The 17,431-nt window shown below is 45.3% G+C and carries 11 protein-coding genes; 9 read left to right on the top strand and 2 right to left on the bottom strand.

Features of this window, described 5'->3' with window-relative positions:
• Nucleotides 1-127 precede the first annotated feature (127 nt).
• The 3 genes from MKZ09_RS28490 (at nucleotide 128) to MKZ09_RS28480 (ending at nucleotide 4,711) form a co-directional block, all read left to right on the top strand.
• Nucleotides 128-1,528, top strand: coding sequence for an MATE family efflux transporter (locus MKZ09_RS28490; protein WP_076134150.1), 1,401 nt, complete (start codon nucleotides 128-130; stop codon nucleotides 1,526-1,528).
• Between the two features lie 1,324 nt (nucleotides 1,529-2,852).
• Nucleotides 2,853-3,569, top strand: coding sequence for a hypothetical protein (locus MKZ09_RS28485; RefSeq protein WP_341041586.1), 717 nt, complete (start codon nucleotides 2,853-2,855; stop codon nucleotides 3,567-3,569).
• 131 nt (nucleotides 3,570-3,700) lie between these two features.
• Nucleotides 3,701-4,711, top strand: coding sequence for a ketoacyl-ACP synthase III (locus tag MKZ09_RS28480; RefSeq protein WP_076134153.1), 1,011 nt, complete (start codon nucleotides 3,701-3,703; stop codon nucleotides 4,709-4,711).
• A gap of 122 nt (nucleotides 4,712-4,833) precedes the next feature.
• Here the strand turns inward: MKZ09_RS28480 and MKZ09_RS28475 are convergent, their stop codons facing one another.
• The gene (locus MKZ09_RS28475) at nucleotides 4,834-5,853 is read right to left on the bottom strand and encodes a LacI family DNA-binding transcriptional regulator (RefSeq protein ID WP_076128026.1); all 1,020 of its coding nucleotides are present in this window, start codon (nucleotides 5,851-5,853) and stop codon (nucleotides 4,834-4,836) included.
• Nucleotides 5,854-6,159: 306 nt separating this feature from the next.
• Here MKZ09_RS28475 and MKZ09_RS28470 point away from each other — a divergent pair, with 306 nt between their 5' ends.
• Nucleotides 6,160-11,457 (top strand): carbohydrate binding domain-containing protein, encoded by a 5,298-nt coding sequence (locus MKZ09_RS28470; protein ID WP_341041585.1) that lies wholly within the window; start codon nucleotides 6,160-6,162, stop codon nucleotides 11,455-11,457.
• Nucleotides 11,458-11,528: 71 nt separating this feature from the next.
• Here the strand turns inward: MKZ09_RS28470 and MKZ09_RS28465 are convergent, their stop codons facing one another.
• Nucleotides 11,529-12,086, bottom strand: a complete 558-nt coding sequence (locus tag MKZ09_RS28465; protein WP_036685364.1) for a GbsR/MarR family transcriptional regulator — start codon at nucleotides 12,084-12,086, stop codon at nucleotides 11,529-11,531.
• A gap of 256 nt (nucleotides 12,087-12,342) precedes the next feature.
• Between MKZ09_RS28465 and MKZ09_RS28460 the strand changes: the two genes are divergently transcribed.
• The 5 genes from MKZ09_RS28460 (at nucleotide 12,343) to yunB (ending at nucleotide 17,385) form a co-directional block, all read left to right on the top strand.
• Complete coding sequence (locus MKZ09_RS28460; protein WP_036685362.1) at nucleotides 12,343-13,536, top strand: quaternary amine ABC transporter ATP-binding protein; 1,194 nt, start codon at nucleotides 12,343-12,345, stop codon at nucleotides 13,534-13,536.
• Nucleotides 13,536-14,369: an ABC transporter permease gene (locus MKZ09_RS28455; protein ID WP_076099393.1), complete on the top strand. Its 834-nt coding sequence runs from the start codon at nucleotides 13,536-13,538 to the stop codon at nucleotides 14,367-14,369. The genes MKZ09_RS28460 and MKZ09_RS28455 overlap by 1 nt, the downstream gene beginning before the upstream one ends.
• 13 nt (nucleotides 14,370-14,382) lie before the next feature.
• Nucleotides 14,383-15,252 (top strand): glycine betaine ABC transporter substrate-binding protein, encoded by an 870-nt coding sequence (locus MKZ09_RS28450; RefSeq protein WP_038573223.1) that lies wholly within the window; start codon nucleotides 14,383-14,385, stop codon nucleotides 15,250-15,252.
• Nucleotides 15,253-15,539: 287 nt separating this feature from the next.
• Complete coding sequence (locus MKZ09_RS28445) at nucleotides 15,540-16,151, top strand: TVP38/TMEM64 family protein (protein ID WP_076099392.1); 612 nt, start codon at nucleotides 15,540-15,542, stop codon at nucleotides 16,149-16,151.
• Between the two features lie 154 nt (nucleotides 16,152-16,305).
• On the top strand, nucleotides 16,306-17,385 hold the full coding sequence (gene yunB, locus MKZ09_RS28440) for a sporulation protein YunB (protein ID WP_076134156.1): 1,080 nt from the start codon (nucleotides 16,306-16,308) through the stop codon (nucleotides 17,383-17,385).
• Nucleotides 17,386-17,431 lie beyond the last annotated feature (46 nt).

The raw sequence follows: 17,431 nt of genomic DNA, 5'->3' as shown, positions 1-17,431 counted from the left end.
TGTAATAATTGGTTTGAAATCTGTACCATCATCCAAAGTATATCATCTATAATTTAGTCTGACCTAATGAATAAAGATGTTATTTTTTAGGCTAAGTCTGTAGGCATGGTTTACGAGGAGGGTTTGTATAGTGAAAAAAGAAAGACAGGGTTTTGGACTCTGGGTATTGGCTTGGCCTATATTTATAGAGGTATTTCTACAGACTCTGCTGGGTACGGTAGATACATTAATGGTCAGCCGTATCTCTGATGATGCAGTCGCCGTAGTCGGCATTTCCAATCAATTGTTCGGTGCATTGACCACACTTTTTACAACATTTGCGGGTGGAGCGGGGATTCTGATTGCACAGAGAATGGGCTCCAAACGTTTTGGTGAAGCGCGCACGATTGCTATTATGGGAGTATCGGTTAGCCTCGTGTTGGGGATTGTCGTGAGTATTGTCTTGTTTTTCTATGCGGGCCCTATTGGTGGGGTTCTAAATATAGCACCTGAGCTATTGTCACTTTCCAATGTGTATATCTCCTACGTCGGAGGCGGACTTTTTATGGTCGGGATGATCGCTTCCCTCGGTACCGCTATCCGGAACACAGGGAATACCAAAGGGCCGATGTACACAGGGATCATCATCAACGTGATTCATATAATTCTGAACTATATTTTTATATTTGGTGTATTCGGTCTGCCACAGCTAGGCCTTGCGGGCATCGCGATCTCCAGTATTGTCAGCAGACTGGTCGGAGTGATTATTCTCTACTCCCTATTCCGGCGTTCTTTCGAGATCAAGGTTAGACTTAGAGATTTCCGCATATTCAATGGCAAGCTGTTCAAGCAAATCCTGAAGATTGCCTGGCCTCTTGGGATCAATTCTTCCTGTTGGGTATTCTCCCAGCTTATTGTATATTCCTTTCTGGCTGCACTTGGAGCCGAAGCGTTAGCAGCACGCACGTATCTTAACACCTTGGAGTCCTTTTGCTTCACGCTTGGTTATGCTTTTGCGCTGGCGGGGCAGATACAGATTGCTCATTTATTCGGAGCAGGCAAACTGAAAGAAGCTTATCGCAGTGCATATCGTACACTCTTCATTGGTTTGAGCATTGTGTCAGCTAACATGATGTTACTATTCCTGTTTGGAAAACAGCTGCTCGGTTATTTCACATCTGATCCGAAGATTATTGCGATCGGGGTTTCTTTGTTAGCTCTAAATCTATTGCTCCAGCCCTCCAAAATGCTGAATATGGCCCTCGGCAACGCGCTGAATGCCATCGGGGATACGCGTTATACGATGTATACTTCTATTGTGTCTATGTCCCTCATTGGCGTGGGCTGCTCCTATTGGTTAGGAATCGGCGTCGGCTGGGGACTCATGGGTATCTATTGTTGTATGATAGCCGATGAATTGGTGAGAGGTTTGCTTGTTTTGGCGCGCTGGAGGGGGCGAAAGGTTCTCCGCCAAGCGGACATCGGCTTGTGTGAAGAGAATGCCTCACTACATGGAGCGGGGAAAAGAAGCGCCTCGCTAACCACATAAGCGGGACTCTATAAGCCTAGCTTGATGGGCAATGGAGTAGTTTTAGAGTAGGACGTTGTTTGCTGAGTAGTGTTTTTGTTGTTGCAGTAGTGCGGAATAGGTGGTAGTAGTGCTGCAGTAGTGTGATAGTAGGGCGGCTGTGGGAGGGCGGTAGTGGGGCGGTTGCGGGCGGTAGTAGGGTGGTTGTGAGGGCGGTAGTGGGGCGGTTGCGGGCGGCAGTAGGGTGGCAGTAGGGTGGTTAGGGGCGGTAGTAGGGTGCTCGCGGGCGGGTCGGTGTGCTTTCGGACTCAGCTGCAGCTATTTGCCGGTTTAGGGCCTTTTTTGGATAGTTTCGGACTGGAGAGGCGCTATTCCTCGTAAATTGGCTCATAATGGGGTGATTTTGCGGCAATAGTGACTCTGGAGTCCGAAAGCTCATGAAAAGAGGCGTTTGTGCGGAAATAACGGCTCTGGAGTCCGAAAGCGACTTTGAAAGTCTAAGTAACATTCAGCATCTTGAGTAACGTCGAGCACTCTAGGTAATGATGAGCACTCCAAGTAACAATGATCATCCCGATTAAACATAGAGCAACTCTGCGGCTCGAAAATTGATTAGTTTAGGGGCAGTAGGGCGGTTACGGGAGGTCTGGCGTTGTGCTTTCGGACTCAGCTGCAGCTATTTGCCGGTTTAGGGCCTTTTTTGGATAGTTTCGGACTGGAGAGGCGCTATTCCCCATAAATTGGCTCATAATGGGGTGATTTTGAGGCAATAGTGACTCTGGAGTCCGATAGCTCATGAAAAGAGGTGTTTGTGCGGAAATAGCGGCTCTGAGGTCCGAAAGCAACTTTGAAAGTCTAAGTAACACCGTGCACCCAAGCAACATTAAGCAGTTCAAGTAACATTAAGCATCCCGAGTAACGTCGAGCACTTCAAGTAACATTAAGCATCCCGAGTAACGTCGAGCACTTCAAGTAACATTAAGCATCCCGAGTAACGTCGAGCACTTCAAGTAACATTAAGCATCCCGAGAAACGTCGAGCACTTCAGGTAACATTAAGCATCTTGAGTAACAATAAGCACTCCAAGTAACACTGAGCATCGTAAGAACAACTAGCGTTCGAAGTAACATTACGTGTGATGTTTTTTTGAAAGAGGTTACCTCATGAGTAGAAATGATTACTTCTATGAGGGCCTCTTTTTTATGCGCGTATACAGTTTAAGTTTGACGGTCCTCAAATTTGATTATTCATTCATATAGAGTTTGATTCTATGATATAAATGAGGTAGCCTTTATAGAATGGGTAGCCGTTATATAAATACATGTCAGTGAAGGGTTTGAGGGAAATGTTGTTGTCAAAATGGAGAGGGTTTTCGTTACTAGGGCTGCTCTTAATGCTTGTATTATTATCAGGCTGTTCTAAAGGAACAGCGCATGTCACAGTGAATAAGAATGGAAGCGTAGATTTTGCAGTGAATATGAAAGTGAATTCGCGTGCAGAAGCGTTGATTAGCGGAAAAATGGAAGATGCTCTGGTAAACAAACTTAAGGATCAGGGGATTGAGCTAGAGAAAAGCCAAGATGGAAAATCCACAGTTTATGAATTCATGAAATCTTATGCCTCTTTTGAGGATATGAAAGCACTCTCTGGTGACTTGGATATTGTGGACCTGAAATTAGATACCAAAGATTATTGGTTTTATACCAAATATGATGTTGAGGCGAAGCCCAAATTAAATAGCTACATAGACACCATAATGGATAATATGGGATCGCTCAGCTTATCGAAGCCGATTATTCGGGCGTTTTTGCAAAACATGGCTTTTGACTTTAAATTAACGTTACCTGTGGATTTATATGGAGACAATAATGCAAATGTGGAGGACGGCAGAACCCTTAGTTGGAATGTTACACTAGCGGATACAGAGCCAATTCAAATGCAGGTTTATGTGCCTAATGTATGGAATATCGTGATTGTGCTTATCATTTTAGTGGTGGTTATTGTAACTGCGATTATATTGTTCGTCAGAAAAAGAAAGCAGCGTAATAGAAAACGTTTCTAAGTGGATTCGTAAGGTTTAGGAAGTGCCGGGAAGCTAGGATGCTTTACCGGCCTTCTTTACTTTTTAGCAGGTACAGAGTTATAATTAGTACCAAGTACTAATATCAGATACTAATTGAAGAGGTGATTGGAATGACAGGTGCAAAAATTACCGCTATCGGAACCTATGTCCCAGCCAAAAGACTGACTAATGCCGATCTGGAGCAGATCGTAGATACAAATAATGAATGGATTGTGCAACGGACCGGAATCCGTGAGCGCCGAATTAGTCGGCAGGATGAGTATACAAGTGATTTATGTGCAGCAGCTGTGCAGGATCTTATGACTCGTTATGGAAAAAGCGTTCAGGATGTCGATATGGTCCTGGTAGCTACGAGTACACCTGACTTTTCCTTTCCCTCAGTAGCTTCTTTGATTCAAAATCGTTTTAACATTCCGCAGACTGCTGGTGCTATGGATTTGAGTGCAGCATGCGCAGGTTTTGTCTATGCACTGCATACTGCTCACAGTTATGTGGCTTCAGGAATGCATCGCAAGGTACTGGTTATTGGTGCGGATACGATCTCCAAGATTACGGATTATACTGACCGCAGTACATGTATTCTTTTTGGGGATGGCGCTGGAGCAGTGCTTGTGGAAAGTGATGAGCAGACGACGGGATTTTTAGGCTTTCAGCTGGCAAGTGATGGCGGTGGGGCACATCATGTTTACCGTACGGGGCTTGCCCATACTGTAAACAATATTGAGCTGGTAGATACACAAATGCTGGTACAGAACGGACGAGAAGTGTTTCGCTGGGCGGTCAGAACGGTTCCTTTAGGTGTGCAACAGCTGCTTGAAAAAGCGGAGGTAACTCTGGAGGAAGTAGACTGGTTTATTCCACACAGCGCTAATATGCGTATGATTGAGCCAATTTGTGAGCGACTAAATTATCCACTGGAGCAGGTGCTGCACAGTCTTGTGAATTTCGGCAATACTTCTGCTGCCACGATTCCTTTAGCACTCGATTTGGGCATCCGCGAGGGCAAAGTACAAAATGGACAAAAGATCCTGATGTATGGTTTTGGTGCCGGATTGACCCAGGCTGGACAACTGATTGAGTTGAATTTGGATCATCAAGTAGGGATACCTACTCCATATTAAGAGGTGGAGTTTGGAGAGTTGATGTCCAATTAATCTATAACGAAACGTTTCGGTTAATGAATAAAAAGACAACGCCGTTTGCGGAAACCCGCTTACATTGGCTGTTGTCTTTTTTTTGTTGATTACTGAGTATTTAATTGGCTGCCACAGGATTCACGTACAATAAGCACAGGCTCCACTACAAATGATCCACCACCAGACTGATTGTTAATCAAGTCATAGAGCATATGGGCAGCGAGGATGCCAAGCCGTTCTTTGTTCTGGCGGATGGTCGACAGTTTTGGACTGGTATATTTACAGGCTTCAATGTCGTCACAACCGATAATGGCAATATCTTCAGGAACGCTGAGGCCGTGTTCTTTCAAAGCCCGGATGGCTCCCAGAGCCAGCAAATCAGAAGCCGCAAAAATGGCTTTTGGTAAATTTCCGGCTTGAATTAATTGCTGCATAGCCGTATAACCGCTGGGCTCAAAGAAATCATCGCCATGAACAAACCACTGACGGTTCAAAGTGAGGCCGAAGCTTTCAATAGCTTTTACATATCCGGATTCCCGGAGGTTGGAAATATCTGAATCCGCTGCACTTCCGATAAATCCAAGCTCTCTATAGCCAAGTAGATAAAAATGCTCCACGACCTTGGAAGAAACCTGAAAGTTATCCGACATCACAAAGCCGGATTTTTTGCCTTTTAGCTCGAGGTCGACCCCGATACAAGGAATACTGCTCATATCCAGATCGCGGATGGTAGGCTCCATCTTTTGCCCGGAAATAATGACACATCCATCCACATTAAAATGAACAGATCGAGCGAAATAATCGCCGCTGCTGATGAATTTCTCGTTGGAAAAGAATATGAGATCGTAGCCCAGAACGCCCATCTGCTTTTTAAAGGAATTTAGCACTTCTACGAAAAAGGGATGTGTAAATTCGACATTAAGCTCGCCAGCAAAAATAACCCCGATCAGATTCGACTTCTTAGTTGCGAGTGTCTTGGCGGAGTTGGAAGGTGAATATCCGGTTTGTTCGATGATCTCCAAAACTCTTTGCTTGGTTTTTTCGGAAACATCACTGTAATTGTTCATAATTTTCGAAACAGTCGAGACAGAAACGCCGGCCATTTCGGCAATCATTTTGATATTCATAGGTAATAAAGCCACCCTCCGCTAAATCGTTGAAATTTGAGAAAAAGACTGCTCTAGAGCGGTTATTTGCGAGTTATTATGAATAGGGTGAATGAAAATTCAATTATTTTCAGTCTATTATTATTGCCGAAACAAGTCAAATATATATTTCACTATGCAGATTTATTCCAAAATAATCTATGTAAAAAAATTCAAAATTACATCTTTACAAAAATAGAAAACTAAGCAACAATAGCATTGTCGAAACCGATTTCGATTTTTCGCATGAATTACGAATATTACGAAATTCGAGGAGTGATGTTTAGGATGAAAAGGAATTTCACAGCAGCGCTTGCTGCTATGCTCCTTGTCACCGGGCTGCTATCACCGGTTGGGAGCATGAATGCTTCAGCGGCAGAGGCGTTAAAGGAAAACTCACCTGATTCAGCGGCAACGAAAGTGGGAAATGAACCAATCAATGGATTGAAAGCGTTTACCGATGTATCTCCAAGTCATTGGGCCGCAGGCCCACTACAGCGTTGGAGCACAAATGGGATCATAAGCGGATATGACGACGGGTCGTTTCGTCCGGGTAAGGAAGTCACGAAGGCAGAATTCGCAGCTATTATGAATCGTATATTTAATTATCAGGAGCAATCGGATAAGGTTCCCGCTGATGTCCAGGCTACAGACTGGTATAAAAATGATATAGCCAAAGGGATTGCAGCTGGATATTTAAGCAGTGATCAGAAGAACAATATTTATCCTTCAAAAGCACTTTCGCGCGCTGAGGCGGCGTTAGCATTGGAGAAAGTGTTTCGTTTCAATGCAGACAAAAGCAGTACAGCAGCATTCACCGATCTGAACGGAGTCAGCGATGAAACCGCAAAAGCAATAGCCGTTCTATCGAGTGCAGGTTATGTAAAAGGATATCCTGGAGGTTTGTTTAAGCCTGATGGTGGTATCACCCGTGCAGAGTTAGCTCAGTTGGCTGATCGAATGGTTTCGGGACTCCACCTGAAATCAGGAGAGACTTCACTAGGAACAGTAAAGGGCAATGTAGTCATTAATCGGGCTGATGTGATTCTTAAAGACACGGTCATCCAAGGTAATCTTTATCTAACCGAGGGGATAGCTGAAGGGAATGCAAAGCTTGAAGGTGTAAAGGTAACAGGGACTACTTTTGTACGGGGAGGCGGCGAGCAAAGTATCGGCTTACACCATACTTCTCTTGGACTGCTTCAAGTAGCCAAGCCTAATGGTAAGGTTCGGATTTATGCCAGCGGGTCGACAGCTGTGGGTACTGTGCAGCTGCTATCTGGGGCAATCTTGGAAGAAAGCAGCGATCTTACCGGGGCAGGGTTTGGGGATGTTGAGATGGATGTCGTTCCTCACAATATTTCGCTTCGCGGAACATTTGGAGCCGTTCGTTCGGCAGACTCAGCAGTCAGCGGTTCTTTGTTAAGAATCCTTGGAACTGTCGGCAGCCTTACTCTGGGAAGTCCGACCCAATTAACATTGGAGAACAATTCACAAGTGGCGGCACTAATCCTATCTGCGAGCGCTGGAGGTACAACAATTCAAGGGAACGGAAGCGTAACCACAATAGATAACAAAGCCGATGGAGTGACGATTGGCGGTGTAGCATTGAAAAAAGGAAACACTGGCAAAACAACATTGCCAATAGCAAGCTCAGCGCCAAGCAGTTCTGGGAATGTAGGTCCAATAACGACGCCAAGCTCCACACCTGAAGCAACAGCGGCACCTACGGCAACTGCTACGCCAACCGAAACACCAACAGCGACACCAACACCAACCGAAACACCAACAGCGACACCAACACCAACCGAAACACCGACACCGACACCGACACCGACACCAACACCAACACCAACACCAACACCAACACCAACCGAAACACCGACACCGACACCAACACCAACACCAACACCAACACCGACACCGACACCGACACCGACACCGACACCGACACCGACACCGACACCGACACCGACACCGACACCGACACCGACACCAACAGCCACACCGACACCAACACCGACACCGACACCGACACCGACACCGACACCGACACCGACACCGACACCAACACCAACACCAACACCAACACCAACCACTGACCCTTGGACACTGGTGTGGGGGGATGAGTTTGATGATGGAGAGATTGATGCTACAAAGTGGACCTATGACCTTGGAGATGGTTCGCAATACAACAATCCAGGTTGGGGAAACAATGAGAAGCAGTGGTATACCAACGATGAGAAGAATGTAAAGGAACAGGACGGTAACCTGATCATAACTGCACACAAAGAAGAAAAAGCTGGCAAGCAATATACTTCTACGCGGATTAAGACTAAAGGGTTGTTTAGTAAGAAATATGGAAAATTTGAAATTCGGGCCAAAGCACCTACTGGAAAAGGGTACTGGCCAGCGATCTGGATGCTGCCGGAGAACGATGTGTACGGGACTTGGGCTGCTTCCGGTGAGCTTGATATTATGGAAGGCTGGGGCAGTCGTCCAAACACGGTAGCGGGGACGATTCATTACGGCGGTATGGCGCCGAACAATATATACTCCGGCAAAGAGTATGTATTTCCGGACAACGCTACGATTGAACAGTTCCATACGTACTCTATTGAGTGGGAGCCGGGCGAAATTCGCTGGTATGTGGATGGTGAATTATATTCGACCAAAAATGACTGGTATAGCATCAGCAATGGGCAGCCTGCCAATAATGTATATCCAGCGCCGTTTAATCAGAAGTTCCACTTGCTGATGAATCTGGCCGTAGGCGGTAACTTTGATGGTGATCCGACTAGCGAAACCGTATTTCCAAAATCGATGGAGATCGATTACGTTAGAGTCTATGAGCTGACAGGTCGTGAGTACCGCGAGCCTATTCCAGTTACACTGGAGAAGGAAGCCTATCCGGAAGGCTCCAAGCTTGCACTGGCAGACGGCAACATGGTCTATAACAACAATTATTCGGAGCAGGTGCCGGGGGATGACGGGATGGGAATCCCGAATACCGCACATTGGGTACTTTATAAAGAAGCAGGGGCTGAAGCTACGGTTTCTACCGTTCCTATTGGGGAGCGCAATTATGTGAAGGTAGATATCAGCAGTGGCGGCGGGAATTTTTATTCGATTCAACCCCAAGCTATCGTATCTGTAGCTAAAGGCAGGTTCTATAAACTCAGCTTCGATGCCAAAACCGATATGTTCCGCAGTATGAGCGTCCGGTTAACAGGTGGAGAATCTCGTGGATTTGCAGCGTATTCTCCATCGCTTAAGGTAGATCTAACTTCAGCGATGACCCATTACGAGACGATGTTTCAGATGAAGGAAAACTCAGATATTGCTGCACGCGTCGAGTTCAACGTGGGTACCAATACTTCACCGGTATGGTTTGGTAATGTCAGATTAGAAGAGATTGAGAATATTCAATTCCCGCATGATAGTGTGAAGGAACCGCTGGCCAACGGTAATCATCTGTACAATGGTACTTTCGATATTGGGGAACCCAATCGGATGAGTTATTGGCATACGGAAGCAACTGGTGGTGCCATGGTAGAATCAAGCGTTAATGACAATGGCCAGTTAAAGCTGCAGATTGGCGGCAGTGAAAATGGTGAGGTTCGGTTACTTCAGAAGGGAATTCAGCTCATTCAAGGGCAGGACTATGAGGTTACGTTCAATGCTTCAGTCTCCTCTGCACGCACAGGAACGGTTCAACTACTAGGGAAAGACGGCAGTGTACAGGCAGAACAACCGGTTAACTTAAGCGAAGGTGAGCAAAAAATTAAAGCTACCTTTATCAATCTTGCAGGTGCAACCGATCATGAAGGACAATTCGTATTACTGTTAAACGGTGCTGCGGATACAGTCATTCTGGATAATTTCCAGATGCTGCGTACTAGCTTCTATTTTGATCCATCGCTAATATACTACCCGCTCTTGAATGGTGAATTTAACTTTGGGTTTAGCGCCTGGGACCGCCTGTTGACAGAGCAGGGTGGTCAGAGCAGCGCTACGGTTGCAGATGGAGCAGCGAAATTTAGCATTACGAATACCGGCAGTCAGGCGTATTCTGTAATGTTGTTTCAGAACAACTTGAAAGCTGCTGCTGGAATGGATTATGTGGTTGAATTTGACGCCAGTTCAACCGTAATCCGCAAAATCGGGGTGAACGTAGAAAATGGTACGTATCAGGCCTCGTTCAGCAATATTGTGGAGGTAACGCCGGAGACGAATCATTACAGATTCGAATTCCGGCAAGGCAGCAAGGATACATTGTCTCTTAAATTCCTGCTTGGGAAGGTTGAGGGGATTAGTATTCCTCAAAACCATGATATTATCATTGACAATGTGAAATTTGAGATCAAAAATGCACCGGCCAAACCGCAGGAGCTGCTAAGCGACAGCAGCAATAACAGAGTTTCACAGCCGATTGAGCTTACTTTTATCGACAATGCAAATTGGCGGAATCAAATCATGGCGGTAAAGGTTAACGGTACAACACTTAATGCAGAGCAGTACACTATTGAACCGGGGAAAATCACAATTGAAGCAGCAGTATTTCCGGCAGAAGGAAGTTATACCATTACTGTTGAGGCTGAACATTATGTTACTGCAACTGTCGCGCAGACTATTCTAGCTAATGATAACAATCTAGTCATCAATGGTTCGTTTGGCAGCGATAAGACGGGCTGGACTACATGGTCCGGAGAAGGTGGCGTCTCCGCGTTTAATGTGAAGGATGGCGCAGCTGAAATCCTGATTACGTCGGCCGGATGGGAAGTGTGGCATACACAATTTTTCCAAGAGGGTATTCCACTGGAGGGCGGAAAAACGTATGAGGTGAGCTTCAAAGCGAAATCAACGGTTCCGCGCCAAATTGTGTTAGAATACTCCAATACTTCAGCTGCTTCTGTGCAAGCTAAGTTTGATATTCATGCGGATTGGGCTACCTATACAGCACAATTTACGGTGTCGAACAGCAACCCGCTGAAGCTTAATTATCTGATCGGCAAAACGCTGGGCGCTGATCCTGCGGCTAACAGTACGCCACATACGATTTCTTTTGACGATATTGTGGTCAGGGAGGTACAAGGGGGTCCACCAGTAATACCGCCAAGCGGTACGCTGGATAATGGAACCTTCGATGTAGATGCAACGGGCTGGAGCCAGTATTTTGACGGAATCGGATCTGCTTCTGTTCAAGAGGGGGAATTTGCTATCAACTTAACAGGTACCGGGCAAGCCCCTTATAGCGCACAGGTGGATTACGAAAATCTCAAGCTCGTTCAGGGAAAAACGTACACCTTGAAGTTTAAAGCTCGTTCTACAGTAAACCGCAATATTCAGGTAGCTGTGGAGCATAAGGGCGGGGATTACACCAAATATATGGAAGCTGAGCTTGTTGCCTTGACCCAGAATGTGGACGAATACAGCTACACTTTTACCATGAATGGGGCAACAGACGCTGGTGTTCATCTGGTGTTTTTGCTAGGACTTGTAGATGGGAATAGTACGGAGACGAATAGTGAAATTAGCGCGGGCAGTACAATTTATTTGGATGATGTAAGCTTGATCGAAGGGTAAACGAAAAAAACGGCAGTGTTTTCCTTTTACAGGAGCACTGTCGTTTTTTTTGTGTTTTTTGTGGGTTGGATTTAAGTTTCTTTCGGGATAAATTCAAAAATTTTGCCACTCTCAAAAGATTCTATTAGTTTCAGCAACCAGCGGTAGTAGTTAATGGATTCAGTTATTTTTTCTTCATCTGTATTTAAGAGCTGCATAAGTTTACTATCGTCACTATACTCTTTTTTCATATCGTTAATTTCTGCAAGTGATTTCGCTAGTGAGATCATATTACCTTCGACGGCTTTTCTCCATTTAATAGAGAAGTAATCACTGAAGTTCTGATGCCAGTCAGGCACAGTGGTGAATAAGTCTTTGCGCGTCCCTCTCCCCCATACTTTGTCGATCATTTTCAGATCTAGAAGGGTACGGACTCCCGTACTCATGGACGTTTTACTCATTCCCATTGTTTTGCTGAGTTCATCCAGTGTCACTGGACCTTGATTGAAGTACATATAACCGTATAAATGTCCAATAGACAAGGTAATGCCATACAGATCCATGTTTTTGCCGATAGAATCGATCACACGTTCACGGGCTTTACTAATCTTCTCTATTTGTTCGGGCGTAAGCCCTTCTAAATCGTTCATGATGTCCCTCCTGAGGAATAGGTCGATAGACTGCAACCTTATACAATGTATTGTAATCAAATCCCCCTCCATAAGTAAAGAATTCATGAAGAAAGGAATTTGGCGTAAAACAGAGTATTCCATACATAAAGTTCGTAAAGTTAAAACTGTACACTAAATTTTATCCGTATATGGTGTTTGCATGAATTTTCAATAGTCCGGTAAACTACTATAAGTGAACTAAACCCGGATAACATTTCGGGAGAAGGAGGACGGCATGGCTATTATAGAGGTGAAACAACTAACCAAAGTATTCGGTCATGATGCGGGACGCGCGATTCCTTTATTAGAGCAAGGGATGTCGAAGGAAAAAATTGCTCAGGAATTGAAGTTGACAGTCGGAGTCAACAAAGCCGAATTCAGCATTGAAGAAGGAGAAATATTCGTCATTATGGGTTTGTCCGGCAGCGGTAAGTCGACGCTGGTTCGTTTGTTGAACCGCTTGATTGAGCCTACAGGGGGGCAAGTTCTTTTTAAAGGGAAAGATGTTGTGAAAATGAATCCGGAGCAGCTGCGCCAATTCAGACGCAAGAACATCGGCATGGTGTTTCAGAAGTTCGCATTATTTCCACATCGAAGCGTACTGGAGAATGCAGCATACGGGCTTGAAGTTCAGGGCGTAGATAAAAAGAAAAGAACTGAACTGGCAACGGAAGCCTTGCATCTGGTAGGTCTGAAAGGTTGGGAGAATCATCGTCCTGATCAACTCAGTGGAGGGATGCAGCAGCGTGTTGGACTGGCACGGGGCCTTGCCAACGACCCGGATATCCTGCTTATGGATGAGGCATTTAGTGCACTGGATCCGCTTATTCGTAAAGACATGCAGCAAGAGCTGCTGGAATTACAGGCCAGAGTGAAGAAGACCATCGTGTTTATCACTCATGATCTAGACGAAGCTTTGCGGATTGGAGATCGGATCGCACTGATGAAGGACGGAGTCATTGTGCAAATTGGTACACCGGAAGAAATCCTCATCCAACCTGCCAATAAATATGTAGAGCGATTCGTGGAGGATGTGGACTTGTCCAAGGTGTTGACTGCAGCTCATGTAATGCGTCAGCCGGAAACAGTCAGACCTGAACGCGGGCCGCGGGTAGCGCTTCAATTAATGCGTGACAGTGGTATATTCAGTCTGTATGTAGTGGACAAGGAAAATAAGCTTCTGGGTGTTATTACAGCTGAGGATGCCCTTAAGGCACTGAATGATAATAAATCTATTCTGGAAGTAACGCGGAGAGAAATCCCACGTGTACAACCTGAAACGCTACTCAATGATTTCTTTGAATTAATATCTGAGACACATTTGCCTGTAGCCGTCGTAGATGAAGCGGATAAATTGAAGGGTATTGTGATTAAAGGAGCCGTTCTTTCCGCACTCGCCGGCAACGCGGTACCGGAAGGAGGATTATAATGGACATTCCTAAACTGCCTTTGGGAAAGGCACTCGAGTGGTTGGAAAATTGGCTGACGACTTATTGTGGGCCCCTGTTTGACTTCATCCATTCGATTATCGGTGGTATGGTGGCTGGCATTGAAAATGCACTTACCTTCCTGCCAGCATTAGTACTTATCGTGCTTATTGCAGCTTTGTCTTATTGGATCGGTAAATGGCGCATGGCACTATTTGCGGTCATTGGGCTGCTTCTGATTGATAATCTTGGATTATGGGGACCTTCTATGCAGTCCTTGGCCCTTGTTCTAACCGCTTCGATATTGGCTGTAGTAATTGGTGTGCCGATTGGTATTTTATGTGCGCAGAGAAATACCGTTAGAAATATAGTTACGCCTATTTTGGACTTTATGCAGACGATGCCGGCTTTTGTATATTTATTGCCAGCGGTATCCTTTTTCTCACTGGGCGTAGTTCCAGGGGTTATTGCTTCGATTATTTTTGCAATTCCGCCAACGATTCGCTTGACCAATCTCGGAATTCGTCAGGTTTCGGAGGAACTGGTGGAGGCAGCAGATGCTTTCGGATCGACACCTACTCAGAAATTAGTTAAATTGCAGCTTCCAATCGCTTTACCAACAATTATGGCAGGTGTGAACCAGACAATTATGTTGTCACTGTCAATGGTTGTTATCTCATCGATGATTGGTGCACAGGGCGTGGGTGCCTATGTATACCGTGCGGTATCACAGGCTAAGACAGGAGACGGATTCGAAGCAGGGATTGCGATCGTTATTATTGCCATTCTGCTGGACCGTTTGACACAGAACGCACTAAAACCAAAACAAAGATAGGAGTTTTAAATAAATGAAGAAGAAAAATATAGGGGTATTCCTGTTAGTTATTATGATGATTGCTGTTATTGCTGGATGTTCTTCATCAAGTAAAGAGAAGGTAAAATTAGCATATGTAGCATGGGATTCGGAAATTGCGAGTACTTATGTAGTAAAGGAAGTACTTGAAACTAAGCTTGGAGCTACCGTTGAAATGCTGCAGGTAGATGCTGGTCCAATGTGGGCTGGGGTTGCAGACGGTAGTGCGGATGGAATGGTTGCGGCTTGGCTGCCAAGCACCCATGCGGCTTATTTAGAGAAGTACGGTGCAAAAATTGAAGATTTGGGTGCAAATCTAAACGGAACTAAGGTTGGCTTGGCTGTTCCGGCCTATATGGATATTAACTCTATTGAAGACTTGAAGAACAGTGATATGGCAGCAAAGCTGAACAATCGCATTATCGGCATTGAGCCAGGTGCCGGCATTATGACAACCACAGAAAAGGCTATCGCTGAATATGATCTTAGCGATTACACACTTCTTGAAAGCTCATCCGCAGCGATGGCTCAGGAACTGCAAAAGGCTTATGACAATAACGAGCCAATCGTTGTTACAGGTTGGACACCACACTGGATGTTCGCCAATATGGATCTGAAATATCTGGAAGATCCAAAAGGGGTTTACGGTGCGGATGAACAGATCCACACGATGGTTCGCCAAGGTCTGAAAGATGACATGCCGAATGTCTACAAATTCCTGGATCAATTCGAATGGACAGCAGAAGATATGGCCAAAGTAATGATCGAGGTTCAGGGTGGGAAGTCACCAGAAGAAGCCGCTAAAACTTGGGTGGAGAGCAATCCGGATAAAGTGAATGCTTGGGTTGCAGGTATAGAATTGTAAGTAGATTAAAAACTGTGTTATGATGTGAAGAATAAATGGAAACAAAAATGTAACTTGTACGCTAACTACTGTTCTTTACACATTACACTTCATAAGCAAGCTCATTCAATAAAACACCCCGTAAGGGGTGTTTTTCTTGGGAATATAAGCAAAGTATTACAAGCTCTTCGTGTACCCTGCTTATATTTCAATAAGAATGGATACCTAGTTTACACACTTAGACTTATGCTTTGTCAAAGTAAATCAGGAGGCAGCTGCTGCAAGGAGTCAAGAGAGGAGACTGCTTCATGACAGAGACCATAAATACCTGGATTGATTGGCTGCTGCAAACGCTGGGCCTTAGCGGGCCATCTATTTTATTCGTGACCATCCCGCTCGCACTTTTGCAGAGTATATTAGGATTTTTTCCATTCGTAATTTTGATCGTGCTGCATGTCTCTGTTTTTAACGTAATTGGAGGCATGCTGATCAGTTGGCTGGCCTGCAATCTGGGCGGAATACTGATGTATTTTCTCATTCGGCGATATCTGTATAACTGGTTTGACCGAAAATGGAGAAGCAAACTGAAGCGCTATGATAAATGGCAACGTTACTTGGATCGATATGGGATTTGGACACTGGTGCTATTGCGTACGATCCCGATTATTCCGAATAATGTAATCAATTTCATGTCTGCTGTTTCACCGATTAAAGCCTCATCTTTTATATGGGGAACCGTACTTGGTAATTTGTCTTATATATGGTTATTCGGTACGATCGGATCCACCTTAATTGTTCCGCGTGAAGAATGGAATGGTTATCTTACCTGGTATGCGGTGTTTATAGCTATTCTCATTGGCATCTTTATTCGGCGTCATTGGGACCATTTGCAGGAGGATAAGCGGAGCAGAATGCACTAATATCATCTTCCCAGTTCATGATCTAAAGGATGAAGAACGTTACTTCAGGCGCAGTTTGCCGGAGGGAACGTTCTTCTTTTTTGTCCTCTTAGCGAATACCTTAAATTAAGTGGAGGTGGCTTGACCTCTGCGTAAGGCGGGAGGGACTATTGCAATGGGCAGATTGAAAAAATGGGGGAACCGAAGGCTGAGAATACCTGATCTAGGCCATTTTCGGCTGCCAAAAATAAATGGGGACACGAATCGGAGATTCTCAGCGAGAAGCTCCGCATTCAAGTCAAAACCCAGCCGGGCAGCGGTTAGGCCGCAGCGTACGCGTTTTGAAGCCAAACGTAGCAAAGGCCGCTTTAGGTTATCCAGCCGGCCAGAGAGTAAGGTTACGGTTGCAGGCGGAAGAACACATAAACCAAGAAGCCGACGCAAATTTTGGCTGATAGCATCCTTAGTAATACTTGTGCTGGTGCTGCAATCCTTGCGCTATGTGGAGCTGCATATGAAGCCGCCCATCCTGCATTTAGCACAAATACGTGTGAAGCAAATCGCTACGGAATCGATTAATAAGGCGATTACCTCTCAGGTTGCGAACGGAGGGAATGCGGAAGAGCTAATTGATTGGAAGACGGATAAGAACGGGAAAATATCAGGGTTCATGCTCAACTACGCGGAGCATATGCGTATTACTTCGCAAGCGGCACAGGTCATTCAGTCTACGCTGCAGGAATTGCATAATCGAACAGAATATATTCCGCTGGGGCAAGCGCTGGGCAGTCCCCTTATTGCTTCTTATGGACCCGATATTCCGATCAAGATTGAACCACAAGGTGCAGTTAAGGTTGAACTAAGCACCCGCCAGCAAAACGCTGGGATCAATATGATTCTGGTCGAGGTATACATTCATATTGTGACAGAGGTTGCAGTCGTCATTCCTTTTGATATGGAGCCGCAGGTAGTGGATACAGAAATTCCTGTGTCTTATCTGATGGTTGTTGGAGACGTACCTATGTATTATTACGATAATCAAGGTCAACCTGTGGGGGCGAACGGCAGCAGTGCTCCGGGAATTGCCATTCCTGCTCCAGCTGTAGGCGGGGATAAGAGTGGAGTAGTGGATCAGAGCAAGGATAGCTCCAGTAACAGTCAGAAAGATAACAGCTCGTCTCCAGCGGCAACCGATCCCGCGAGTACGGGTGCAGATCATACAGAAGAAGACAAAGGCGCGGGCGGAGGAAATTAAGGGGATATCACGCTTCAGCGCTCATAGACTATAGGTAGAACAGCTT

Origin of the sequence: Paenibacillus sp. FSL R5-0908, assembly GCF_038006245.1 — a bacterium.
Classification (GTDB): Bacteria; Bacillota; Bacilli; order Paenibacillales; family Paenibacillaceae; genus Paenibacillus_AQ; species Paenibacillus_AQ odorifer.
This window is presented reverse-complemented; position numbering and strand designations above follow the sequence as displayed.

What these genes read in the sequence shown, in the direction of transcription:
- MKZ09_RS28485 (WP_341041586.1), top strand. Translation starts at nt 2,853, where the DNA reads ATGTTGTTGTCAAAATGGAGAGGGTTTTCGTTACTAGGGCTGCTCTTA.
- MKZ09_RS28480 (WP_076134153.1), top strand. Translation starts at nt 3,701, where the DNA reads ATGACAGGTGCAAAAATTACCGCTATCGGAACCTATGTCCCAGCCAAA.
- MKZ09_RS28475 (WP_076128026.1), bottom strand. Translation starts at nt 5,853, where the DNA reads ATGAATATCAAAATGATTGCCGAAATGGCCGGCGTTTCTGTCTCGACT.
- MKZ09_RS28470 (WP_341041585.1), top strand. Translation starts at nt 6,160, where the DNA reads ATGAAAAGGAATTTCACAGCAGCGCTTGCTGCTATGCTCCTTGTCACC.
- MKZ09_RS28465 (WP_036685364.1), bottom strand. Translation starts at nt 12,086, where the DNA reads ATGAACGATTTAGAAGGGCTTACGCCCGAACAAATAGAGAAGATTAGT.
- MKZ09_RS28460 (WP_036685362.1), top strand. Translation starts at nt 12,343, where the DNA reads ATGGCTATTATAGAGGTGAAACAACTAACCAAAGTATTCGGTCATGAT.
- MKZ09_RS28455 (WP_076099393.1), top strand. Translation starts at nt 13,536, where the DNA reads ATGGACATTCCTAAACTGCCTTTGGGAAAGGCACTCGAGTGGTTGGAA.
- MKZ09_RS28450 (WP_038573223.1), top strand. Translation starts at nt 14,383, where the DNA reads ATGAAGAAGAAAAATATAGGGGTATTCCTGTTAGTTATTATGATGATT.
- MKZ09_RS28445 (WP_076099392.1), top strand. Translation starts at nt 15,540, where the DNA reads ATGACAGAGACCATAAATACCTGGATTGATTGGCTGCTGCAAACGCTG.
- yunB (WP_076134156.1), top strand. Translation starts at nt 16,306, where the DNA reads ATGGGCAGATTGAAAAAATGGGGGAACCGAAGGCTGAGAATACCTGAT.